General features: G+C 37.3%; 23 protein-coding genes and 1 riboswitch. Of the genes, 22 read left to right on the plus strand and 1 reads right to left on the minus strand.

Translation table 11 applies throughout. The annotated features are described in order from the left end of the window. The first annotated feature begins 19 nt into the window (after positions 1–19). The 18 genes from L1I30_RS09910 (at position 20) to L1I30_RS09995 (ending at position 19,061) form a co-directional block, all read left to right on the plus strand. On the plus strand, positions 20–1,036 hold the full coding sequence (locus L1I30_RS09910) for an alpha/beta fold hydrolase (protein ID WP_236134130.1): 1,017 nt from the start codon (positions 20–22) through the stop codon (positions 1,034–1,036). Then, positions 999–2,078: a homoserine dehydrogenase family protein gene (locus L1I30_RS09915; RefSeq protein WP_236134131.1), complete on the plus strand. Its 1,080-nt coding sequence runs from the start codon at positions 999–1,001 to the stop codon at positions 2,076–2,078. Before L1I30_RS09910 ends, L1I30_RS09915 begins: the two co-directional genes overlap by 38 nt. A 17-nt stretch (positions 2,079–2,095) precedes the next feature. Further along, positions 2,096–3,274, plus strand: coding sequence for a trans-sulfuration enzyme family protein (locus L1I30_RS09920; RefSeq protein ID WP_236134132.1), 1,179 nt, complete (start codon positions 2,096–2,098; stop codon positions 3,272–3,274). 48 nt (positions 3,275–3,322) lie between these two features. Further along, positions 3,323–3,730: an RrF2 family transcriptional regulator gene (locus L1I30_RS09925; RefSeq protein WP_236134133.1), complete on the plus strand. Its 408-nt coding sequence runs from the start codon at positions 3,323–3,325 to the stop codon at positions 3,728–3,730. Positions 3,731–3,882: 152 nt separating this feature from the next. After that, the gene (locus L1I30_RS09930) at positions 3,883–4,131 is read left to right on the plus strand and encodes a DUF2061 domain-containing protein (protein WP_236134134.1); all 249 of its coding nucleotides are present in this window, start codon (positions 3,883–3,885) and stop codon (positions 4,129–4,131) included. Between the two features lie 2 nt (positions 4,132–4,133). After that, positions 4,134–4,763: a phosphoadenosine phosphosulfate reductase domain-containing protein gene (locus L1I30_RS09935; protein WP_236134135.1), complete on the plus strand. Its 630-nt coding sequence runs from the start codon at positions 4,134–4,136 to the stop codon at positions 4,761–4,763. 10 nt (positions 4,764–4,773) lie between these two features. Beyond that, on the plus strand, positions 4,774–5,673 hold the full coding sequence (cysD, locus tag L1I30_RS09940; RefSeq protein WP_236134136.1) for a sulfate adenylyltransferase subunit CysD: 900 nt from the start codon (positions 4,774–4,776) through the stop codon (positions 5,671–5,673). Positions 5,674–5,732: 59 nt separating this feature from the next. Beyond that, entirely contained in the window at positions 5,733–6,977 is a 1,245-nt protein-coding gene (locus L1I30_RS09945; protein ID WP_236134137.1) for a sulfate adenylyltransferase subunit 1, read from the plus strand. Between the two features lie 153 nt (positions 6,978–7,130). Beyond that, on the plus strand, positions 7,131–9,224 hold the full coding sequence (locus L1I30_RS09950; protein ID WP_236134138.1) for a ferredoxin-like domain-containing protein: 2,094 nt from the start codon (positions 7,131–7,133) through the stop codon (positions 9,222–9,224). Then, positions 9,217–10,014 (plus strand): uroporphyrinogen-III C-methyltransferase, encoded by a 798-nt coding sequence (gene cobA, locus L1I30_RS09955; RefSeq protein ID WP_236134139.1) that lies wholly within the window; start codon positions 9,217–9,219, stop codon positions 10,012–10,014. The genes L1I30_RS09950 and cobA overlap by 8 nt, the downstream gene beginning before the upstream one ends. A gap of 2 nt (positions 10,015–10,016) precedes the next feature. Continuing rightward, complete coding sequence (locus L1I30_RS09960) at positions 10,017–10,610, plus strand: precorrin-2 dehydrogenase/sirohydrochlorin ferrochelatase family protein (RefSeq protein ID WP_236134140.1); 594 nt, start codon at positions 10,017–10,019, stop codon at positions 10,608–10,610. Then, complete coding sequence (locus tag L1I30_RS09965) at positions 10,603–11,667, plus strand: NAD(P)/FAD-dependent oxidoreductase (RefSeq protein WP_236134141.1); 1,065 nt, start codon at positions 10,603–10,605, stop codon at positions 11,665–11,667. The genes L1I30_RS09960 and L1I30_RS09965 overlap by 8 nt, the downstream gene beginning before the upstream one ends. Positions 11,668–11,796: 129 nt before the next feature. Continuing rightward, entirely contained in the window at positions 11,797–12,219 is a 423-nt protein-coding gene (locus L1I30_RS09970; RefSeq protein ID WP_236134142.1) for an OsmC family protein, read from the plus strand. A gap of 79 nt (positions 12,220–12,298) precedes the next feature. Next, a riboswitch (SAM riboswitch) is annotated at positions 12,299–12,403 on the plus strand. A 47-nt stretch (positions 12,404–12,450) separates the two neighbouring features. After that, complete coding sequence (locus tag L1I30_RS09975; RefSeq protein ID WP_236134143.1) at positions 12,451–13,467, plus strand: homocysteine S-methyltransferase family protein; 1,017 nt, start codon at positions 12,451–12,453, stop codon at positions 13,465–13,467. Between the two features lie 4 nt (positions 13,468–13,471). Next, positions 13,472–16,159, plus strand: a complete 2,688-nt coding sequence (metH, locus tag L1I30_RS09980) for a methionine synthase (RefSeq protein WP_236134144.1) — start codon at positions 13,472–13,474, stop codon at positions 16,157–16,159. A gap of 7 nt (positions 16,160–16,166) precedes the next feature. Beyond that, positions 16,167–17,123 carry a methylenetetrahydrofolate reductase [NAD(P)H] gene (gene metF / locus L1I30_RS09985; RefSeq protein WP_236134145.1) on the plus strand — a complete coding sequence of 319 codons (957 nt, stop codon included), beginning with the start codon at positions 16,167–16,169 and terminating at the stop codon, positions 17,121–17,123. A 24-nt stretch (positions 17,124–17,147) separates the two neighbouring features. Further along, entirely contained in the window at positions 17,148–18,251 is a 1,104-nt protein-coding gene (locus tag L1I30_RS09990; RefSeq protein ID WP_236134146.1) for an acyloxyacyl hydrolase, read from the plus strand. 51 nt (positions 18,252–18,302) lie between these two features. Continuing rightward, a complete protein-coding gene (locus tag L1I30_RS09995) occupies positions 18,303–19,061 on the plus strand; it encodes a head GIN domain-containing protein (RefSeq protein WP_236134147.1) in 759 nt (252 codons plus the stop codon). 41 nt (positions 19,062–19,102) lie between these two features. Here the strand turns inward: L1I30_RS09995 and gldA are convergent, their stop codons facing one another. Further along, entirely contained in the window at positions 19,103–20,002 is a 900-nt protein-coding gene (gene gldA, locus L1I30_RS10000) for a gliding motility-associated ABC transporter ATP-binding subunit GldA (protein ID WP_236134148.1), read from the minus strand. Between the two features lie 334 nt (positions 20,003–20,336). Here gldA and L1I30_RS10005 point away from each other — a divergent pair, with 334 nt between their 5' ends. The 4 genes from L1I30_RS10005 to L1I30_RS10020 are packed head-to-tail and all read left to right on the plus strand — an operon-like array spanning position 20,337 to position 24,260. Next, a complete protein-coding gene (locus L1I30_RS10005; RefSeq protein ID WP_236134149.1) occupies positions 20,337–21,161 on the plus strand; it encodes a prephenate dehydratase in 825 nt (274 codons plus the stop codon). Beyond that, positions 21,161–22,306: a pyridoxal phosphate-dependent aminotransferase gene (locus L1I30_RS10010; RefSeq protein ID WP_236134150.1), complete on the plus strand. Its 1,146-nt coding sequence runs from the start codon at positions 21,161–21,163 to the stop codon at positions 22,304–22,306. Before L1I30_RS10005 ends, L1I30_RS10010 begins: the two co-directional genes overlap by 1 nt. Beyond that, positions 22,303–23,151: a prephenate dehydrogenase gene (locus L1I30_RS10015; protein WP_236134151.1), complete on the plus strand. Its 849-nt coding sequence runs from the start codon at positions 22,303–22,305 to the stop codon at positions 23,149–23,151. Before L1I30_RS10010 ends, L1I30_RS10015 begins: the two co-directional genes overlap by 4 nt. Positions 23,152–23,177: 26 nt before the next feature. Continuing rightward, the gene (locus L1I30_RS10020) at positions 23,178–24,260 is read left to right on the plus strand and encodes a bifunctional 3-deoxy-7-phosphoheptulonate synthase/chorismate mutase type II (protein ID WP_236134152.1); all 1,083 of its coding nucleotides are present in this window, start codon (positions 23,178–23,180) and stop codon (positions 24,258–24,260) included. Positions 24,261–24,293 lie beyond the last annotated feature (33 nt).

A 24,293-nucleotide genomic window follows, 5' to 3' on the forward strand; every position in this document is an offset into this window, starting at 1 on the left:
AAAAACAGAAAACAGTAACATGCTTCAGGAAATTAAGATCTCAAATTTTAAGAATAGCTCGGGGAATTCTCAAGATATCTTTCTCACCTATCAAATTTTTGGCAGGGAATTAGGAAGTGCACCTGTTATTCTTGTAAATCATGCACTTACCGGTAACTCATCGGTTACGGGGCCACATGGGTGGTGGAATGAAATAATTGGAGATGGAAAAAGTATAGATACTCAAAATTTTAGTGTACTCGCTTTTGATATGCCGGGAAACGGCTATAGTGGGAATTCCACTCATCTTATTCATAATTATAAGGAGTTCCAGCTTCGGGATATTGCTAAAATTTATGATGAGGCGCTAAGGATTTTAAATATTTCAGAAATTTTTGCAGGAATTGGAGGTTCTATAGGGGGTGCATTGTTATGGGAATTAGCTGCGTTAAATCCAGAGCTTATTAAAAATGTGATTCCCGTAGCTACAGATTATAAGGTTACCCAATGGGTGAAAGCCCTTTGTAAGGTGCAGGATAGTATTCTTAATAATTCCAATAATCCTATAAGTGATGCCAGAATGCAGGCTATGACTTTTTATCGCAGTCCGGAATCGTTAAAACAAAAGTTTGATCCTACAACTCAAATTCAGCCTAGTGGGAATTGGAATATTGAAGGTTGGTTAGAATATCACGGAAAAAAGTTGGAAGACCGCTTTCAACTTGCTTCCTATAAATTAATGAATCATTTGTTAACCACCATTGATATAAGTAATAACACTCATGATCACATAAGTTCAGCATTAAAAATTAAAGGGAACATTCATATTGTAACGGTAAATTCTGACGGTTTTTTTCTAGCCAATGAGAATTGGGAAAGCTATGTGAATTTATCGTTATCAAAAAAGAATATCAAGATTTCTGAAATTAGATCTATACACGGGCATGATGCTTTTCTAATTGAACACGCTCAAATAAAAACTATTCTAGATCCAATTTTTCACATTAATAAAAATAAACATGAAAAAGATACACATTGTTCTCTTCGGCGTGGGTAACGTAGGAAGCACTCTTATCAATCAAATTTTAGAAACCCGTGCACAATGGAGGGAAAATGGATTGGAGGTTAATATTCCGGTTATCACCAATTCTACTACCGCATTCTTTGCGAAGGAAAACCTGGAAAATTCCTGGGAGACAGATTTTAAGAAATTTGGCTTTCCATATAATTTGGATAGCATTTTAAGTTATGTGAAAAAGCAGGAATATGAAAACCTTATAGCAATTGATGCCACGGCGAGCGAAAATTTTGTGAGACATTATAAACAACTCATAAAGAACGGATTCAATATTATAGCAGCCAATAAGGCAGCAAATACGCTATCTGGTAAATTCTATAAAGATTTAAGAATCGATTTGAAACAGCAAGGAAAGTATTTTCTTTATGAGACAAACGTGGGAGCGGGTTTACCCATTATCCAAACTCTACAAAGTCTACATGCATCAGGTGAAAAAGTGACTAAGATAAGAGGAGTGTTTTCTGGTTCCCTCAGTTATATTTTTAATGAGTTTTCAAAAGAGAATAAGGCTTTCGATGAGGTTCTAACTGATGCCGGGAATAAAGGATTTACAGAGCCCGACCCTCGTATAGATCTTTCTGGGAAAGATGTAGCGCGAAAATTATTGATCCTGGCCAGAGAATTGGAAATTCAAAAGGAACTTTCTGAAATAAGTATTGAAGATCTGGTTCCTTCACATTTAAATGGTAAAAGTTCCCTGTCTCATTTTAAAGAACATCAGTATCAATTAAATGAAGGTTTTAGGGAGCGAAAATCTAAGCTGAAGAATGATGAGGTTTTAAGACATATAGGGGAGTTGGATGTAGCCAGTGGTATTCTAGAAGTGAAACTGATAAATGAAAAGAAATCATCACCTTTTGGAAGCCTTAAAAACGCAGATGCCTCTTTTGAAATATACACATCGTCTTATGGAGATCAACCCATTGTTATTCAGGGGGCAGGAGCCGGCGGGGCCGTTACAGCAAGAGGAGTGGTAGCAGATATTTTGAAATTATCAGAAAGACTAGAAGCAATAAATTAAAAAATAGAGTTCAAATTATGGAATATACCAATATAGAAACCACAGTAATTCGTACTCAGTTAGAACGTTCTCAGTTTCAGGAGCATTCGGTTCCTTTATATTTAACCTCCAGTTATGTTTTTGAAGATTCTGAAGACATGAGAGCTTCATTTGCAGAGGAAAAGGAACGCAATATCTATAGCCGCTTTTCTAATCCCAATACTTCTGAATTTGTAGAAAAAATGATAAAGATGGAAGGTGCGCAGGCAGGATATGCTTTTGCAACGGGTATGTCGGCTGTGTTTTCTACATTGGCGGCTCTTTTAAATAGTGGCGATCATATTATTTCGGCTAGATCAGTATTTGGATCTACTCATAGTTTGTTTTCTAAATATTTTCCGAAATGGAATATTTCTCATAGTTATTTCGATGTGACCAATTTGGATGAAATAGAAAATTTGATCACACCTACTACTAAAGTTCTTTTTGCTGAATCTCCTACAAATCCCGGGGTGGATATTCTTGCTCTTGAAAAACTGGGGAGCATAGCTAAGAAACATCAGTTAATATTAATCATCGACAATTGTTTTGCAACGCCTTATATTCAGAATCCTATAAAATTTGGAGCCGATCTGGTTATTCATTCAGCAACAAAATTGATAGATGGGCAAGGTCGGGTTTTGGGTGGTATTACTGTTGGAAAAGAAGATTTGATCAGGGAGATCTATTTATTTTCAAGAAATACCGGGCCGGCCTTATCACCTTTCAATGCCTGGATACTCTCAAAGAGTTTGGAAACTTTACCAGTACGTTTAGAGAAACATTGTGAGAATGCATTCAAGGTAGCTGAATTCCTGGAAGCACATGTGAAAACTGAAAAAGTGAAATATCCATTCTTAAGATCACATCCTCAATATGAGATAGCCAAAAAACAGATGAGGTTAGGCGGAAATATCATTTCATTTGAGATAAAAGGGGGGATTAAAGCAGGCAGTAAATTCATTGATGCCATTCAGTTATGCTCGCGCTCGGCAAATCTTGGAGATACCCGAAGTATAGTAACGCATCCCGCATCAACAACTCATAGTAAACTTTCTGAGGAGGAGCGATTAGACGCTGGTATTACCTCTGGGCTGGTCAGGATTTCAGTAGGTTTGGAACATATAGATGATATTATTAATGATTTAAAACAGGCTTTAGAGAGGGAATCGAATTGAGGGGCTAAATAAAAATGGGATAAAGTTTTTATTAATTATATTCGCCTTATGCTTTCAAAAAAGACGAAATACGGAATAAAGGCTTTAGCATATCTCGCTAAAAGGACAGATAAAACACCTGTTCAAACCGCAGAGATCGCGAGAAGTGAAAACATCTCTCCTAAATTTTTGGAAAGCATTTTGTTGAATTTGCGTAAGTCTGGTTTTCTAGGTGCCAAAAAAGGTAAGGGAGGAGGTTATTATTTGATAAAGGATCCCAAGGAAATTCAAATGACAAGCGTAATTCGTGTTTTAGAAGGTCCTATAGCAATGCTTCCCTGTGTGAGTTTGAATTATTATGAAAAGTGCGAGGATTGCCCTGATGAGGTAACCTGCTCGGTACATAAATTGATGATTCAGGTAAGGGACAGTACCCTTAAAGTGTTAGGAGAAAATACATTGGCCGATCTGGCTTGATGTTACTCTACAAGAATTGTATAGTAAAGTTTACTGTTAAATTTAAGTTTTAATGCTCTATTAATTGGTGTATATGAATATTGAAGATTACTTTTGCTTAATAACCTACTATTCCGATAGGGTAATAGGTTTAAATAAGAAATAAAATGATCATGCTATTAGATCAAGTAAAAAAAAGCAATTATAAGAAGGACAGGGTTACCGACAAACCTGTACGAAGTATACTGAAAGCTATTAGCTGGAGAGTGGTGGGAACCATTGATACTATTGGTATTTCATGGATTTTAACCGGTGAGGTGAAGACGGCTCTGGCAATTGGTTCGGTAGAGTTAGTAACAAAAATGCTGCTCTATTTCGGGCATGAGCGAATATGGGATAAGATAAATTTTGGGAGACAATAATTATGAAAAAGTATTCAGAAAGTGAGTTAAAGGCACTTAACCAACAATTTAAAGGTATTAGTCCATCAGAAATAATTCAGTGGGCTGTAAAAAGCAGTGATCGGCCGGTGGTAACTACAAACTTCCGTCCTTACGAGGCCGCTATTTTAAATGCATGTACTAGAATCGATCCCAAAATGACGGTAGTGTGGTGCGATACAGGGTATAATACACCTCAAACATATCTACATGCAAATTCTGTAATTGATAAGTTAGATCTAAATGTGAAGCTTTACACACCTCAGCAAACCGCAGCCTATAGAGATGCGTTGTTTGGGGGTATTCCACAAATTGATAATCCCTTACATGATGAGTTTACGAAGCAAGTAAAATTGGAGCCTTTTCAACGTGCCATGGCAGAACAGCAGCCCGATGTTTGGTTTACCAATCTAAGAAAAGGTCAAACAGCTTTTAGGGATAGCATTGAAATTCTAAGCTATAGTAAAGATGGAGTTTTAAAGGTTAGTCCATTCTATCACTGGACCGATGAGCAATTAGACAGTTACTTGTTGCAGAATAATTTACCCAATGAATTTAAATATTTTGATCCCACAAAAGTACTAGGGAACAGAGAGTGTGGTTTACATGCATAAAAATAAATACATGAAGAAGATTTTAGAAAATAACGTCTTAGAGAGTGAAGCTATCTATATTTTTCGTGAAGTAGTAGCTCAATTTGAAAATCCGGTACTCCTATTCTCGGGAGGAAAAGATTCTATCACTTTGGTAAGACTGGCACAAAAAGCATTTTTTCCTGCAAAAATTCCTTTTCCATTATTACATATAGACACTGGGCATAATTTTCCTGAAACAATAGCATTTAGAGATAAACTAGTAAAAGAATTAGAGCTAAATCTTATAGTTCGACATGTGCAGGAGAATATCGATAATGGGACAGTAACAGAAGAAACCGGAAAATATTCTAGCAGAAATTCTTTACAAACAGCTACGCTACTAGATGCTATAGAAGAATTCAAATTTGATGCCTGTATTGGTGGAGCTAGAAGAGATGAAGAGAAAGCGAGAGCAAAAGAACGAATTTTTTCTGTGAGAAATGATTTTGGAGAATGGGATGAAAAGAATCAAAGACCAGAAGTTTTCGATATGCTGAATGGAAGAATTGAACTAGGTCAGAACGTAAGGGTTTTTCCAATTTCTAACTGGACAGAACTTGATGTCTGGAATTATATAGATAAAGAAAATATTGAAATACCCTCAATATATTTCTCTCATCTAAGAGAAATCTTTGAACGTGACGGCTTAATATGGTCTGCTTCCCAACATGTATATCGAGATGAAGACGAACTTGTAGAAAAGAGAAAAGTGCGATTTAGAACTGTTGGTGATATTACTTGTACTGCTGCAGTAGAGAGTGAGGCAGATAGTATTGATAGAATCATCGAGGAGATTAGAGCATCTACTTTATCGGAGCGTGGCGCTCGTATAGATGATAAAAGATCGGAAGCTGCTATGGAAACAAGGAAACAACAAGGTTATTTTTAGAACAAATCAATTTAGGTAATTTCTAAAAATGAAAATAAAAAGTAATTAAGAATACAAGAATGGAAGTTTTAAAAATAGCGACAGCAGGAAGTGTAGATGATGGTAAAAGTACCCTAATTGGGCGATTGCTTTATGATACCAAATCTATTACTACCGATAAGCTTGAAGCCATCGAAAAGAGTAGTAAAAAGAAAGGTTACGATTATCTAGATTTTTCTCTTGCAACCGATGGGTTAGTGGCTGAACGCGAACAGGGAATTACAATAGATGTAGCACATATCTATTTTTCTACAAATAAAAAAAGCTATATAGTAGCCGATACTCCCGGTCATATTGAATATACTCGTAATATGGTAACCGGTGCATCTACCGCTCAGGCATCAATTATTTTGATAGATGCTAGAAAAGGGGTGATAGAGCAGACCTATCGTCACTTCTTTATAAATAATCTGTTACGCGTTAAAGAGATCGTAGTAGCTATCAACAAAATGGATCTTGTAAATTATTCACAAAAGATATTTGATGAGATTGTAGGAGATTTTAAAGAGCTTCAGAGAAAAAGTGAGTTTAAGGATCAAACCATAAAATTTATTCCCGTAAGTGCTTTGTGGGGTGAGAATATAGCTAACAAATCTGAGGCAATGCCTTGGTATACAGGAGAGACTATTCTTCAGTATTTAGAAGGTTTAAGATCTGAAGATTTTAATGAAGTTACTCCAGCCAGATTTTCGGTTCAAACAGTTGTTCGTCCTAAAAGTGAATCTCATCACGACTTTAGGGGCTATGCTGGTAGAATTACCGGGTCTTCTTTTAAAGTGGGCGATGAAGTAACTATCCTTCCATCTTTAACATCATCAACAATTGAAAAGATTCATTTTTTCGATGAAGAGTTTGAGGAAGCGCCTGCAGGAAGTTCGGTTACAATTACTTTAACAGATGAAGTAAATGTTACAAGAGGGGATATCATTGTGAAATCTGGAGAAGCCCCTGAAGGAACAAAATCGCTGAATGCAGTGGTTTGCTGGATGGATATGAAGGCTTTGCAACCTGGAACAAAGTATATCCTTCAGCATAATACACAGAATATGGCGGTAAAAATAGATGCAATACACGAAAACATTTCTACCGATTATAGTGGGAATTCAATCGTTTCATCCTTGAAATTGAACGATATAGGAAAAGTTGGACTTAAGCTAAGTAAGCCTTTATTTGCCGATGCATACAAAAATAATAAGGCCAATGGTAAATTCATTTTAATAGATGCACATACTAATAATACCGCCGGTGCAGGGTTTATTATTTAAAAATATGATCAATTTAACTTCTATAAAATCATGTTATATGTGTATGTGCAGTGTGCCTTACACCTAAAAGCTATTTCTATAAATTTATTTATAAAAAGTCCTTTTAAGTGTCTCACTTTAAAAGGACTTTTTTCATTTTAAAAACCAATACCCATGCAAAGTTTTAGAACAGAACTGGAAAATCCCATTGTAGAAAAGGATATTCTGGATTTAGAAAAAAAGATCAGGTTATTTCGTGAAGGGAAGGCCGATGAAGAAAAATTTAGAAGTCTAAGACTGGCGCGTGGTGTATATGGCCAGCGTCAGGCCGGAGTACAGATGGTGAGAATAAAACTGCCATTTGGTAAAGTAACTTCTGAGCAGCTTCATAGAATAGCGGATGTTTCTGATGAATATTCCACCGGAAGGTTACACATTACCACAAGACAGGATATCCAGATTCATTATGTTAGTCTGGATAGAACACCAGAACTTTGGTCGCAACTTGAAAAAGATGACATTACATTGCGAGAAGCCTGTGGAAATACGGTAAGAAATATCACTGCTTCTCCTACTGCGGGAATAGATGTAAATGAGCCTTTTGATGTTTCCCCTTATGCGCATGCTACATTCCAGTTCTTTTTAAGAAATCCTATTTGTCAGGAAATGGGGAGAAAGTTCAAGATCTCCTTTTCATCTTCGGAAGAAGATTCGGCATTGAGCTTTATTCATGATCTGGGTTTCATAGCCAAGATTAAGGATGGAAAACGCGGATTTAAAGTGATGCTTGGCGGCGGATTGGGGTCTCAGCCCAGACATGCCGATGTGCTATACGATTTTATTGAAGCGGAAAATATAATAGAACTAATAGAATCGGTATTACGCGTTTTTGATAGATATGGAGAGCGAGCGAAGCGCCTAAAAGCCAGAATGAAATTCTTGATCAAAGATATTGGAAAAGAAGCTTTTATGGAATTGGTAGCTGCTCAAAAAACAGCTCTTTCAGGAGAAAAAGTGGAATTTAATCTTGCAACCTTTGAAACCCTTCCTCAGTTAAAAGATGTTGAAATTCCTTCAGTAATTATAAAAGATGAGAAGGCGTTTAATTCCTGGAAAGCCACTAATATAATAGCTCAAAAGCAAGAAGGACTTTACGCTATTGGAATTCGGGTGCCTTTAGGCGATTTTTATACTGGAGCAGCACGAAAACTGGCAGATCTTATAAAAAAATATGCGGGAAATGAACTCAGGTTCTCTCTTCGTCAGGATATTTTACTAAGGCATGTGCGAGAAGAATTATTGCCATTCTTTTATAAGGAATTATACGAATTAGGTTTTGCAGAGCCCGGTTACAATAAAACGCTCGATATCACTGCCTGCCCGGGTACCGACACTTGTAATCTGGGGATAGCTAGTAGTACGGGAATTGCCGATGTATTAGAAGATGTAATAAAAGAGGAGTTTCCACAATATATTAACGGAAAAGACATAACCATCAAAATTAGCGGTTGTATGAATGCTTGTGGGCAACACAATATGGCGGAAATCGGTTTTCAGGGAATGTCTATAAAAGTGGGTAAAACGGTTGCTCCGGCATTGCAAATCCTTCTTGGGGGAGGAGTGCTTGGAAATGGAAAGGGACGATTTTCTGATAAAGTGATTAAAATTCCTAGTAAACGCGGGCCGCAGGCTTTACGTGTTCTGTTAAATGATTTCGAAAGATCTTCTTCAGCGAATGAAAAATTCATTGAGTATTATGATAGGCAAGGGAAATCCTATTTCTATGATCTTTTAAAGGAGTTATCAGATACTTCGAATATCACAGAAAACGAGTTTGTAGACTGGGGACATGAAAAACCTTATATACAAGCCGTTGGAGTAGGAGAATGTGCGGGAGTGGTTATAGATCTTATTGCTACGCTTCTTTTTGAAAGTGAGGAGAAAATTGATAATGCCAAAAGTGCATTAGATAGAAAATCCTGGGCAGATAGTATTTACCATTCTTATACTTCTATAGTAAATTCAGCTAAAGCTTTATTGCTAGCCGATAATGTTTCAACCAATACACAAGCCGGCATCATTGCTCAGTTTGATGAACTATTTGTGCAAACTGAAAAGATCTCTCTTTCAACTTCTTTCAAAGAATTTGCATATCAGCTAAATGAAAGAGCGCCTAGTGAGGCATTTGCAATAAAATATTTAGAAGATGCGCATCTGTTCCTTAAAAAGGTAGATGCTTATAGAACAAAGGAGGTGCAAAATGTTTAGTATTCCAAAATTGAGCGTTGTTGGTGCTGGACCGGGAGATCCTGAACTAATAACTATTAAAGCTGTAAAAACTCTACAAGCCGCTCAGGTGGTGTTGTACGATGCACTAATAAATCGAGAATTATTAGAATATGCCCCACAGGCCAAACATATTTTTGTAGGAAAACGTAAAGATAAGCATAGATATAGTCAGGATGAGATTAATAAACTTATAGTGAAATATGCCTTAGAAGAAGGTCATGTAGTAAGATTGAAGGGAGGAGATCCATTCATTTTTGGAAGAGGATCTGAAGAAATTGACTATGCCAGAAGTCAGGGGTTGGAAACTGCAGTGGTTTCGGGTATTACTTCTTCAATAGCCGTTCCTGCCAATGTGGGAATTCCTTTGACAAAACGCGGAATTTCAGAAAGTTTTTGGGTGATCACGGGAACAACATCTCAGCGGAAACTTTCTGCCGACGTAAAACTAGCAGCCCAATCTACAGCTACGGTGGTGATATTAATGGGAATGGCAAAGCTTGCAGAAATCGTAGCGATATTTTCTGAGCTCGGAAAGCAGGATATGCCGGTGGGGATCATTCAAAATGGGACAACCTTAAATGAAACATCCGGTTTTGGCAGTATAAAAGATATCGAGAAAGTGGTAGCACATAAACGATTAACCGCTCCTGCTATTATTGTGATTGGTGATGTAGTTAGAGAAAGTCATCAGCTGCAAGAAGTTGTTCAGAACCTTCAAGCTTTGCCAAAGACTTCTGAAGTTAAAATATCTCAAACCGATGCCGCGTAGTTATGGAAGAACGAAATGAATTATATCCCATATTCCTGAAAGTAAATAAACTCAATGTGCTTATTGTAGGAGGCGGTAACGTAGGGCTTGAAAAATTACATTTTCTGTTGAAATCAAGTCCGAATGCAAATGTAGAAATACTCGCAAAATGGTTTAAACCAGAAACGATAGCATTGGCAAAAAAACATCAGGTAAAACTTACAAAGAAAAGTTATAAACGCAAGTGTCTAAAGGGTCGACATCTGGTAATTGCTACTACCGATAATCCTAAGTTGAACAAGAAAATATACGTACAGGCAAGAAAACGACATCTCTTGGCGAATATAGCAGACACCCCGGAATTATGTGATTTTTATATGGGAGGAATTGTAAATAAAGGTCATGTGAAGATCGCTATTTCAACTAACGGGAAATCGCCTACCACTGCAAAAAGATTACGTCAGTTATTTGAAGAAATCATTCCCGATGATATTAATTTAATGGTAGAAAATTTAAATGAATTCAGAAAGACCATAAAGGGTGATTTTGAAAGTAAAGTGGCACAAATGAATAAGATAACAGAAACATTAATTGAAAAGAAAGTTAAGAATGATTAAAACAGATATTTTAATAATAGGTGCAGGGCCAACCGGGCTCTTTACAGTTTTTGAAGCAGGATTACTAAAGTTGAAAACACATTTGATAGACGCGCTACCCCAACCAGGTGGACAATGCTCAGAGATCTATCCTAAAAAACCAATCTATGATATTCCGGCATTTCCCGAGATTCTAGCGGGTGATCTTGTAAGTAATCTAATGGAACAGATAAAACCCTTTGAGCCTGGGTTTACCTTAGGAGAACGTGCAGAGACCATTGAAAAATTGGAGGATAATACGTTTGTAGTAACCACTAATAAAGGCACTAAGCATCATGCTCCGGTAGTAGCAATTGCCGGAGGTTTAGGCTCTTTTGAACCAAGAAAACCACCCATTTCCAATATAGCAGATTATGAAGATAAAGGGATTAATTATTTTATTAAGGATCCTGAAATCTATCGAGACAAAAAAGTGATTATTGCCGGCGGAGGAGACTCTGCGTTAGACTGGGCAATATTTCTTGCAGATGTGGCATCAGAGGTTTCACTAGTGCACCGCCGAAATGAATTTAGAGGAGCTTTAGATTCAGTTGAAAAAGTTTCAGAATTGGCAGACTTAGGAAAGATCAATCTAATAACTAATGCGGAGATTGTTGGACTTACAGGGGAAGATCAACTTGAAAAAGTAGTAATTCGACATAAAGATGAGGCTAGAGGTGAGGAATTCAAGGATGTAGACGCATTCATACCTTTATTTGGTCTTTCTCCTAAGTTGGGGCCTATGGCAAATTGGGGCTTAGAAATCGAGAAGAACGCTATAAAGGTAGATAATTCATACGATTATCAAACCAACATTCCCGGCATTTATGCCATAGGCGATGTAAACACTTACAAAGGAAAATTAAAATTGATCCTTTCTGGGTTTCATGAAGCAGCAATTATGTGTCAGAGCGCCTACCAAAGGATAAATCCTGGTAAAAAGTACGTCTTGAAGTATACCACCGTGGGCGGTGTGGAAGGATTTGATGGCACCAAAAAAGAAGCTAAGAAGGAAGTGGTGCAAAGTATAGGAGTTTAAATCCTTCAGAATTATTAAAAAAAAGGCTGCATTATATTTCAATTAAAAATTGAATGTATAGTGCAGCTTTTTCAGTTAATGTTTTTCTGTATAAATTGTTTGACTAACTTTGTGGGAAACATATTTATAATGAAGATCAATTTAAAAAGGCTGAACAATAACTATCATTTTGAAACTAAAAATGAACGTGGCGATGTGGTGCATTTGGATAATAAATCTGAGCCAGATCCTCAAGGTGCAAGTCCGATGGAGCTATTGCTTATGGGTATTGCCGGGTGTAGCAGCATTGATATAGTTATGATCCTTAAAAAACAGCAGGTAGAGCTGGAAGATCTTCAGGTGGAAGTAGAAGGAACACGCGTAGATGGAGCTATTCCCAATGTTTTTACAGGCATTCATTTAAACATTTTTCTTAAAGGAGATGTTTCTGCAGCTAAAGCAAAACGCGCAGTAGACTTGTCTTTAGATAAATACTGTTCGGTTGCTAAAATGTTAGAAAAAACAGCTACAATAACCTATGGAATCACTTTAAATGAAGAAGTGATTAACTAATCAAATTTTTTAGGTATTCCTTGCAAATGCGTAAACTAAGCGTATATTTACAAGACTTAAGTTCATTTTTTATTTAAAATCGTTATCAAGAAAGGTTGAGGGATTAGACCCAATGACGCCTTGGCAACCCTCCGTTTGGAGAAGGTGCTACATTCTACTGCACTTTGTTGCAGATAGATAACAAAAGAATTCTTTTCCCGCTTCTTTTTTGATAATTATATAGTATATATCATGTCAAAATTAGAAGATTTACTCTCAAAAAAAATACTAATATTAGATGGTGCCATGGGCACGATGCTTCAGGAATATAAATTCTCAGAAGAAGATTTCCGTGGAAGGAGGTTTGCAGATTGGCATTTATATTTAAAAGGAAATAACGATCTACTGTCTATCACTCAACCACATGCCATTGCCGAAATTCATCGTAAATATTTTTTGGCGGGGGCAGATATTGTAGAAACCAATACTTTCTCTGCTAATACTATTGCCATGGCCGATTATGGCATGGAGGAGCTGGTGTATGAACTCAATTATGAGTCGGCTAAAATAGCCAAACAAGTGGCTCTAGAATTAACATTAGAAACTCCGGAAAAACCCAGATTTGTGGCAGGAGCTATGGGTCCTACCAATAAAACAGCGAGCATGTCGCCAGATGTGAATGATCCTGGCTATAGAGCTATTTCCTTTAAGCAACTTTTTACCGCATACAAGCAACAGGCAAAAGCGCTTATAGACGGAGGAGTTGATATATTACTTGTAGAAACAGTTTTCGACACCTTAAATGCAAAGGCTGCACTTTTTGCCATTGATGAATTGAAGGAGGAACTCAATTCTAATATTCCTGTCATGATAAGTGGAACAATTACCGATGCTTCCGGGAGAACCCTTTCCGGGCAAACGGCTGAGGCATTTCTTATTTCTATATCACATATTCCTTTACTAAGTGTGGGCTTCAATTGTGCGCTGGGAGCAAAACAACTTACTCCGCATCTAGAAGTGCTGGCACGTAAAAGTAATTTTGGAGTTTCGGCTTATCCAAATGCCGGGCTACCTAATGCCTTTGGGGAATATGATGAAACTCCGCAGGAAATGGCAGAACAAATTCGGGAATATCTTGAAAAAAGTTTGGTCAATATTTTAGGGGGCTGTTGCGGCACTACCCCGGCACATATTAAAGCCATTGCCAAAATAGCTGAAGATTACAAGCCTAGAATTCTTAAAGATCAACTTAATCCTGAAACAGTTTAGTAAAATGACAGAATTTAAAGCACTAAAACTTTCGGGCTTAGAACCACTCATTATAACGCCGGAAAGTAATTTCGTGAATGTGGGAGAACGCACAAATATGTCCGGCTCCAAAAAATTTCTCCGACTTATAAAGGAAGAAAAATATGAAGAAGCCTTAGATATCGCCAGAAATCAGGTTGAGGAAGGAGCCCAGATTATCGATGTGAATATGGATGATGGATTGGTAGATGGAAAAGAAGCTATGGTAAAATTTCTAAATCTAATAGTATCTGAGCCTGATATTGCAAGAGTTCCAATAATGATCGATAGTTCTAAATGGGAGATTATCGAGGCCGGATTACAGGTGGTTCAGGGAAAATGCGTTGTGAATTCTATCAGTTTAAAGGAAGGAGAAGAAGAATTTATCAAACATGCCAAAAAAGTAAAGCGCTATGGAGCAGCTGTGATAGTGATGGCTTTTGATGAAATAGGACAAGCCGATTCTTATGATCGAAGAATAGAAATTGCAAAGCGTTCTTACCAGATCCTTGTCGATAAAGTGAAATTTCCACCCGAAGACATAATTTTTGATCTCAATATTTTTCCGGTGGCTACGGGAATGGAAGAGCACCGCAAAAATGCGTTAGATTTCATTGAAGCTACCAAGTGGGTGAAAGCAAATTTACCGCATTGCAGTATAAGCGGTGGGGTGAGTAATGTATCTTTTTCATTTAGAGGAAATAATCCTGTGCGAGAGGCCATGCATTCCGTATTTCTTTATCATGCTATTAAAGCAGGTATGAATATCGGGATTGTAAACCCGGCGATGCTTGAAGTTTACGATAATATTCCAAAGGATTTATTAGAACATGTGGAAGATGTAATCCTGGATAGAAGAGATGATGCTACCGAGCGATTACTAACTTTTGCAGAAACCGTTACCGGTAGTATCAAGGAAAATAAAATAGATCTTTCCTGGCGTGAAAAAAGTTTGCAAGAACGCATAACCCATGCCATGGTGAAAGGTGTTGATGCATATATTATTGAAGATGTTGAAGCAGCTAGATTAGAAGTAGCTAAACCTATTGAAGTGATTGAAGGACCGTTAATGACAGGTATGAATGTGGTAGGCGATCTTTTTGGAAGCGGTAAGATGTTCCTGCCACAGGTGGTAAAATCGGCTAGAGTAATGAAAAAAGCAGTTGCTTATTTACTGCCTTTTATAGAAGCAGCGAAAGATGGAACTACTCAAAGCAGAGCAGCGGGTAAAATTTTAATGGCCACCGTAAAAGGGGATGTTCACGATATTGGAAAAAATATCGTGAGCGTGGTATTGGGCTGTAATAATTATGAGATCATCGATCTTGGAGTAATGGTTCCTCCCGAGAAGATCATCGAGGTTGCCAAAACTGAAAATGTTGATGCAATTGGCTTAAGCGGACTCATAACTCCCTCCTTAGATGAAATGGTGTATCTGGCAAAGGAGATGCAACGACAAAATTTTACGGTTCCTTTATTAATTGGTGGCGCAACAACCTCTAAGGCACATACCGCGGTAAAGATCGATCCTCACTATAAAAATGCCGTAATTCATGTGAATGATGCATCTCGAGCGGTAAATGTGGTGAATGATCTTTTAAAAGAAAGCTCTTCAAAGAAGTACCTGGAAGCTATTAAATTAGACTATGATATTTTTAGAACCAACTTTTTAAAGCGCAGTAAAGTGAAGGATTTTCTTCCCATAGATGTTGCGAGAGAGAATAAATATCAGATCAACTGGAAGACTTCAGAAATTATAAGACCTAATAAATTGGGAATTCAGGTAATTGAAGATTTTGATCTGAAGAAATTGGAAGATTTTATAGATTGGACGCCTTTCTTTAGAAGCTGGGATCTGCATGGGAAATATCCTGCAATACTTTCAGATGAGATAGTGGGCGAACAGGCCAGTATATTATTTGCCGACGGCCGGGAATTATTACATAAAATTTTTGATCAAAAATTGCTCAAAGCTAAGGCTGTCTTCGGATTGTTTGAAGCAAATGCAATAAATAATGATGATATAGAACTTGAGTATTTAAAAGAGGGCAAAGCAAAGAAAGCAGTATTTCGAACGCTTAGACAACAGCTGAAAAAGCATGAAGGCAAACCAAATTTTGCTCTATCAGACTTTATAGCGCCAAAAGAATCGGGAATTCAGGATTATATAGGGTGTTTTTGTGTGAGTGCCGGTTTTGGAACTCAGGAACTGGCTGCTAAATTTGAGGCCGAACATGACGATTACAACTCCATAATGGTAAAAGCACTAGCAGATAGACTTGCAGAGGCTTTTGCCGAATTCCTTCATAAACAAGTAAGAACGGAAGATTGGGGATATGCGGGTGATGAGCATCTTAGTAATGAAGATCTTATAAAAGAAAGTTATAAAGGAATTCGCCCGGCGCCGGGGTATCCGGCATGTCCAGATCATTTAGAAAAATTGACAATTTGGGAAGTTTTAGGAGTGGAAGAAACAATATCAGTAAAACTTACCGACAGTCTGGCCATGTGGCCTGCTGCGAGCGTTAGTGGGTATTATTTCGGAAATCCTGAAGCTAGATATTTCGGCTTAGGAAAGATCAAATCCGATCAGGTGAAGGATTTCGCCAACAGAAAAGAAATAAGTGTAGAAACCGCCGAAAAGTGGTTAAATCCTGCAATTGCAGATCAATAAGAAATAAATGAAAATTACCGAGCATATAAAAGCAGCTAAAGGAAAGACCCTATTTTCCTTTGAAATTTTACCTCCCTTAAAAGGGCAACATATTCAATCTATTTTTGACGGCATAGATCCCCTTATGGAATTTAATCCCCCTTTTATTGATGTTACTTACCATCGGGAAGAATATGTATATATAGAACAACCTAATGGGTTTCTAGAGAAGCGGGTAGTTAGAAAACGGCCGGGAACGGTAGGGATTTGTGCAGCCATTCAAAATAAATATGGAATCGATGCGGTACCACATATTTTATGCGGAGGTTTTACAAAAGAAGATACCGAGAACTTTTTAATAGATCTGGATTTCTTAGGTATTAAAAATGTCATGGCCTTACGAGGGGATGCTGTAAAAAGTGAAACTTATTTTAAGCCTGAGCCGAAGGGGAATAATTTTGCATCTGATTTGGTGATACAAATCTCGCAAATGAATGATGGAAAATACCTCGACACTCCTTTAGAGAAAAACCATACCACCGATTTTTGCGTAGGTGTTGCAGGATATCCTGAAAAACACATGGAAGCACCAAGTTTGGATAATGATATTGAAAAACTAAAAGCGAAGGTTGCAGCCGGAGCAGAATATGTTGTAACCCAAATGTTCTTCGACAATAAGAAGTATTTTGAATTTGTTGAAAAATGCAGGTTAAGCGGGATTACAGTTCCTATTATTCCCGGTTTAAAGCCTTTGGCTACAAAAAGACAGCTTACAAATATTCCGCATAGATTTCATGTGGATATGCCAGAAGCTCTTATTTCAGAAGTTACTAAATGTCACAATAATGAAGAAGTAAGAGAAGTGGGAGTAGAATGGTGTATCGCTCAAAGCAAAGAGCTCATAGCGTCTGGAGTAGATGTATTGCATTATTATTCAATGGGTAAAAGCACAAATATTCATAAAATAGCTTCCTCTGTTTTTTGATTAATAGGTTACATTTGCCCCCGTATGAAAAAAATTACCCTTTGGTTATTGCTTGTTTCCTGCTCTGTGGCTTTTAGTCAGAATGAGGTTAAAAAGTATTTTTCTTTGGAAGCCAATTATTTCTACGGAACGATAGTGGAGCATAATCCGGATATTGCGCATTTAATAACAGGGCATCCCACGGGTTTCATTTTGGGTATAAATAGAAAGACCTATGGTTTAGAAGCCTGGGAGAGAAGATATAACTATCCCGATTTTGGCTATTCATTCTCTTATCAGAATATGAAAAATCAATATCTAGGAGAGAATTATGCGCTATATGCTCATTTTAACTTCTATTTCTTGAAGCGCAATCTCATGTTCAGGATTGGTCAGGGAATTGCGTATGCTACTCAACCATATGATCCTGAGACTAATTACATCAATAATGCTTACGGTTCTAGATTATTAAGTTCCACGTATTTGATGGCCAATTATCAAAAGCAAAATATTTATAAGGGTTTAGGTGTGCAGGGCGGAGTTTCACTCATTCATTATTCTAATGCCGATTTTAAATCTCCCAATAACAGCACAAATACTTTTACATTCAACCTTGGGGTGAACTATCTCTTAGAACATGAAAATATTCCGCAGTATATTCCAAAGGATCCGGCAGAGAAAAGATATACTGAACCGATTCATTACAACTTTGTGCTTAGGAGTGGAGTGAATACCACCGGGGTTATTGGCTCTAAGCAATATCCTTTTTTAACTATATCGACTTATGCTGATAAGGTGATCAATAAAAAGAGCACGTTGCAGGCGGGAGCTGAGGTATTCTTTTCGAAAGCTTTAGAAGAATTCATTTATTATCAGTCGGTAGCCTTTCCACAGGGAAAAACAGAAGGAGATGAAGATGCGAAGCGAGTGGGTGTATTTGTAGGACATAAGCTAACCTTCAATAAAATGTCGCTTATTACTCAACTGGGATATTATGCGTACTATCCTTATGATAATTATGTGGAAAGAGTTTATAACAGATTAGGACTGGAGCGAAAAATATCTGAGCATTTATGGGCATCGGTAACAGTTCGTTCTCATGCTGCCAATGCTGAAGCAGTAGAATTTTCTCTCGGGTATAGATTATAGATCATGAGAAATAGCAAAGATAAAATGAAGCGCTTCAGTAAAATTTATACTATGAAAAAGCTGTACTTTATAATATTTTCTCTTTTATTCATTTGTAGTTGTGATACAGAAGATGCACCGGGTTGTTTTAAAAAAGCTGGCGATATTGTAATAGATGAAGTAGAGGTGGCGCCATTTAACGAAATTATTGTTTACGAAAGAGTGAAGCTTTTTATAGAGCAGGGGCCCGTTCAAAAGATAGTGATAGAGACAGGTAAAAATTTACGCAAGGATGTATCGGTAAGTGTTGAAAATAATCGCTTAAGTATTAGAAATGAAAATTCCTGCAATCTTTTTCGGGAGTATGATCTTACTAAGGTATATGTTACGCTTCCTAATTTAACCTGGCTTCAAAACAGCAGCGGGAGTGCGGTGGAGAGTATAGGACAGTTGAAATTAGATAATCTCTGGCTGCGCTCCGTGAATCAGGAAGACGATCTTTCCATTCATACCGATGGCGATTTTATTCTGGATCTGCATGTACAATCGCTTCGCATTACTAATGATAATGTGTCTAACTATTTTCTTAAAGGAAAGGCAGAGAATTTTAATGCGTTTTTTGCTGCCGGAGATGGCAGATTAGAAGCCACAGATTTAATAGTTCAGAATTATGAGATCTTTCATCGTGGAACCAATAAAATGATCGTGAATCCTCAAAAATCTATAAAAGGAGAAATTAGAAGCAGTGGAGACGTTATTGCTAAAAATCGTCCCCCAATAGTTAATGTGGAAGAATTTTATACTGGAAAACTTATTTTTGAAGTGCCTTGATAATTAGTCTCTTAGGTTGAATAATAAGCTTTTTTAAAAATCTATTGCCCGCTTGTCAATTCGGCGAAAAGCGTTTCCAGATTTTTTGTTTTTCGGTTGAGCTGAAGCGTTTTTAAACCGTTATCATGAGCAAAATCGAATACCGCCGGCCGCATATCTTTTGTAGTGTCAAATTTCAATTCATAATGAAAGCCGCCAATGTTCTTGGCAACTATTAAATGAGGTAAGGCATTTAAAGCAACTTCTTCAATTCGATAATCAAATTCAACTTGAATAATCTGTTCATTCTCATCTCTCAGCTCCTTCATCTTCTTATCGGCAACGATCTTCCCCTTATTAATAATGATCACCCTGTCGCAAATAGCTTCCACCTCCTGCATAATATGTGTAGAGAGAAAGATGGTCTTCTCTTTTCCAATAGTTGAAATTAGGTTTCTTATTTCTGTTAACTGATTTGGATCTAAACCAGTTGTGGGTTCATCTAAAATCAATACTGCAGGGTCATGTAATAATGCCGCAGCAAGTCCTACCCGCTGGCGATAGCCTTTAGAGAGCTGCTCGATCTTTTTATTTGCTTCGGGGAGCAATCCGGTAAGAGCAATTACTTCCTCTATTCTCTTTTTATCGATTTTATATACTGAAGCATTAAAAGACAAATATTCCCTCACATACATCTCGGTGTATAAAGGGTTATGCTCAGGCAAATACCCAATGTTTTGTTGAATAGCCTTTAGATCGTCCTTTAATGAAATATCATTTAGGCTCGCCGATCCTTCTGATGGTGAAATATAGCCTGTAAGTATTTTCATTAGAGTAGATTTTCCGGCACCATTTGGCCCTAGAAACCCAACGATCTCTCCCTTTTGAATACTGAAAGAAATATTGTCCAGCGCTTTTTGTGCTGCGTAGAACTTCGATATATTTTGGACTAAAATAGACATGAATTCACTTTTGTCAAAAGTAAGCAGATAAATATAAATTTCTTTATATGAAATTAAATATGATGAGCTTAAAGCTTTCTTTCTTCAAAATTAGAAAGTTGCCGAAACCGTTTTCGTATAAAAAGTATTTTTTTTGTACGATTATTAAATATAAATTATAAATTAGCTTTATTCAATTAGAACAATGAGCAATTTAATTACTTGGAACGCATTCTATTATTTTTATTTCTTTTATAGAGATAGAATCGGGAGCGCTGTGTAATTAAAATAATGAATTATATATAAAAGGTCCTGATTTTCTAAATCAGGACCTTTTTTTTATTTCAATTTTAAAATGGACAAAATTATAGGAATTCAGGGAGTACAAGGTTCTTTTCATCATTTGGTGGCACAGGAATATTTTGGGCCAGATGTGAACATTCAGGAATGCATGACGTTTCATGAACTGGTAAATAGACTTGTTGCGGGAGAATCTCAGGAAGCAGTTATGGCTATAGAAAATTCTATTGCAGGGTCTATTCTTCCTAATTATGCCTTGATTGATGAGCATAATTTAAAAGTCGTGGGGGAGCATTACATTCCTATTAATATGAATTTGATGGCACTTCCAGGTCAGGACATTGCCGCTATTAAGAAGGTATATTCTCACCCGATGGCATTACTTCAGTGTAAAGAATTCTTTAAAGGTTATCCTCATATTAAATTAATTGAAGATGAAGATACTGCCGAGGTTGCCAGACGAATTTCTCAGAAGCAATCGAAAGGAGTAGCCGCGGTTGCAAGTAAAACCGCCGCAGAGATCTTTGGATTAGAAATACTTGCAGAGAGTATTCATACCAAAAAAAGCAACGCTACCCGATTCCTCATTATAAGCACCAAGCAAAAAGAACCGAATGGCGTTAAAATAGACAAGGCTTCTTTAAAATTTGAACTGGAGAGTAAACGAGGAAGCCTTGTTTCAGTATTAAATATAATTAGAGATTTTAACTTGGATATGACCAAGATCCAATCCATGCCTATTATTGAAACTCCCTGGAAATATTCTTTTTTCGTGGATGTGACCTTTGAAGATTATAAAGAGTTTTTAAAGGCCATGGAAATCTTGGAAGTGATGACAGAACAATTAAAAATATTAGGAACCTACAAAAATAGCTTATAATGATTCAGGCCAATAGATTAAACCAGGTGCAGGAATACTATTTCTCTTCGAAGTTGAGAGAAGTGCGTGCGCTGGAGGCTCAGGGGAAACCCATTATAAATTTAGGAATTGGTAGTCCGGATCTGCCTCCACCACCTCAGGTTGTGGAAGGTTTAAATAAGGCGCTTACAAACTCGGCAGCACACCAGTATCAGCCATATAAGGGCACTACCGATTTTCGAAATGCCATTCAGGAATTTTACAAATCTCATTATAATGTAGCGCTGGATCCTGAAAATGAGATCTTGCCTTTAATGGGAAGCAAAGAAGGAATTCTGCATATTTCTATGGCTTTTTTGAATGAAGGAGATGAGGTATTAATCCCAAATCCCGGATATCCAACTTATTCTTCAGTAACAAAATTGGTAGGTGCCACAGCTGTTAATTACGATCTGGATGAAGCCGGGAATTGGCTGCCTGATCTTGAAAGCTTGGGGAAAAGAGACCTAAGTAAGGTAAAGCTGATGTGGGTTAATTATCCGCATATGCCAACCGGGGCCTCGGCTACAGATAAGGTGTTTAAAGACCTGGTTGCTTTTGCGAAAGAGCATCATATCTTAATTGTTAATGACAACCCTTACAGCTTCATTTTAAATGAACATCCAAAAAGCATTTTAGAAGTAGAAGGAGCTAAAGATGTAGTGTTAGAACTTAATTCACTTAGCAAGAGCTTTAATATGGCGGGTTGGCGTATTGGAATGTTATGCGGAAATGAAAAGTTTTTAAGCAATGTATTGAAAGTGAAATCTAATATGGATAGTGGAATGTTCTATCCTTTACAGGCGGGGGCTGCCATAGCTTTAAGGTTGCCAAAAGAGTGGTTTAATTCTTTAAATGAAGTGTATTCCACAAGAAAAGAATTGGTTTTAGAACTGGCTGCAGCTTTAAATTGCAAGCCTGCACCGGAACAAACAGGATTGTTCGTTTGGGCAAAAGTACCGGTGGGAACAACTTCCGAGGTATTTGTAGATCAATTATTACATACACATGATTTGTTTGCAACTCCGGGATTCATATTTGGAAGTCAGGGGGAAGGATATATTCGCTTTTCACTTTGTACACCCGAAGAAACAATTAAAGAAGCAATAAAAAGAGTTACAAAATGAGAGTTCATATAATTGGAGTAGGATTAATAGGGGGCTCATTTGCTTTGGATATTCGAAATGCATATCCAGATGTACAATTAGTGGGAGTAGATACAGAACCTCTTCATTTGGAAAAAGCCCTTAGTTTGGGGATCATTGATGAAATAGCCGATCTTGATGATGTTTCTACAAGCGATATTGCTATAGTAGCAGTGCCTGTAGATGTGAGTATCCACTTAGTTAAAACGATACTGGATAAAATTGGGGAGCAAACTTTGGTTATAGATACAGGTTCTACAAAAGGAAAGCTTTGCGAAGCGGTTATTCAGCATGAAAAACGAAGAAATTTCCTGGCGGCTCATCCAATTGCCGGTACAGAGTTCTCAGGGCCGGAAGCAGCAATTTCCAATCTTTATAGAAATAAGACCAACATTATTTGTGAGGTGGAGAAAACAGCTTTTAAATTTCAGGAGCGAGCATTAGATATTTTTCAGCGTTTGGGAATGAGAATCTGTTATATGGATGCAAAATCTCATGACAGGCATATTGCCTATGTGTCGCATCTTTCTCACATAAGCTCCTTTATGCTAGGGAAAACTGTGTTGGAAAAGGAAAAGAATGAGCGTAATATCTTTGATCTCGCAGGAAGCGGATTTGCTTCAACAGTACGACTTGCTAAAAGTTCGCCGGCAATGTGGTCACCTATTTTTGAGCAGAATAAAGAAAACGTAGTGGAAATATTAGATGAATACATTCATAATTTAACGAACTTCAAGAAGCTTATAGAAGAGGATGATTTCAAAGAGGTTTATAAGGAGATGGAGAGAACTAACCACATTAAAGCAATATTAAACGGAATTAACTAAAACATTAATTATAGAAATCGATTAAAATGGAAAATAAGAAAGAATTAGGGGATTGGTTAAAGAAATTCAATTTGGACCACCCATTGGTAATTGCCGGTCCGTGTAGTGCGGAGACCGAAGAGCAGGTAGTAAAGATCGCCCATCAGCTAAAAGACAGTGATGTAAGTGTGCTTCGTGCAGGAATTTGGAAACCACGTACAAGACCCGGTAACTTTGAAGGTGTTGGGGCTTTAGGTTTAAAATGGATGCAGACTGCAAAGGAGGAAACGGGGATGTTAACCACTACCGAAGTTGCGAATCCTAATCATGTTGAACTGGCTTTAAAACATGATGTAGATATCTTGTGGATTGGGGCAAGAACTACGGTTTCACCATTTATTGTACAAGAGATCGCAGATGCTCTGAAGGGCACCGATAAAACTGTCTTGGTGAAAAACCCGGTGAATCCAGATCTTTCATTGTGGCTTGGAGCTGTAGAGCGTTTATATACTGCCGATATTAAGAATTTGGGGGTTATTCACAGAGGGTTTTCAGCATATGAGAAAACTAAATACCGTAATAATCCGGAATGGCAGATCGCTATCGATTTACAAAATAAATTCCCAGATCTACCATTAATATTAGATCCTTCGCATATTGCAGGAAGAAGAGACCTTATTTTTGACCTAAGTCAGACAGCACTAGATCTAAATTACGACGGATTAATGATTGAAACTCATTACGATCCTGATAATGCCTGGAGTGATGCTGCACAGCAAATCACCCCAGCTACTCTTATCCAGATCATGAAAGATCTAAAGATTAGAAAAGAAGTAGGGGAGAATGAAGAATTTCAAAATAACCTAAAAAACCTGCGTGCTAAAATTGATATTGCCGATCATCAGCTATTGGAAACGCTTTCAAAAAGAATGAAAATTTCAGATGAAATTGGAAAGATCAAAAAGAACCAGAACGTAGCAATCTTACAGACTTCACGTTGGAATGAGATCTTAGGAAAAATGATTTTAGAGGGAGAACAACAAGGTTTGAGCGAAGAATTCGTTCTAAAGATGTTCAAGGCGATTCATCAGGAATCTATCAATCATCAGAAAAAGATTATAAGCGAATAGTAAAATTATTCATTTAGCAGAAATAAAAAAACC

The organism is Gillisia lutea (assembly GCF_021568705.1).
In the GTDB taxonomy this organism is placed as follows: domain Bacteria; phylum Bacteroidota; class Bacteroidia; order Flavobacteriales; family Flavobacteriaceae; genus Gillisia; species Gillisia lutea.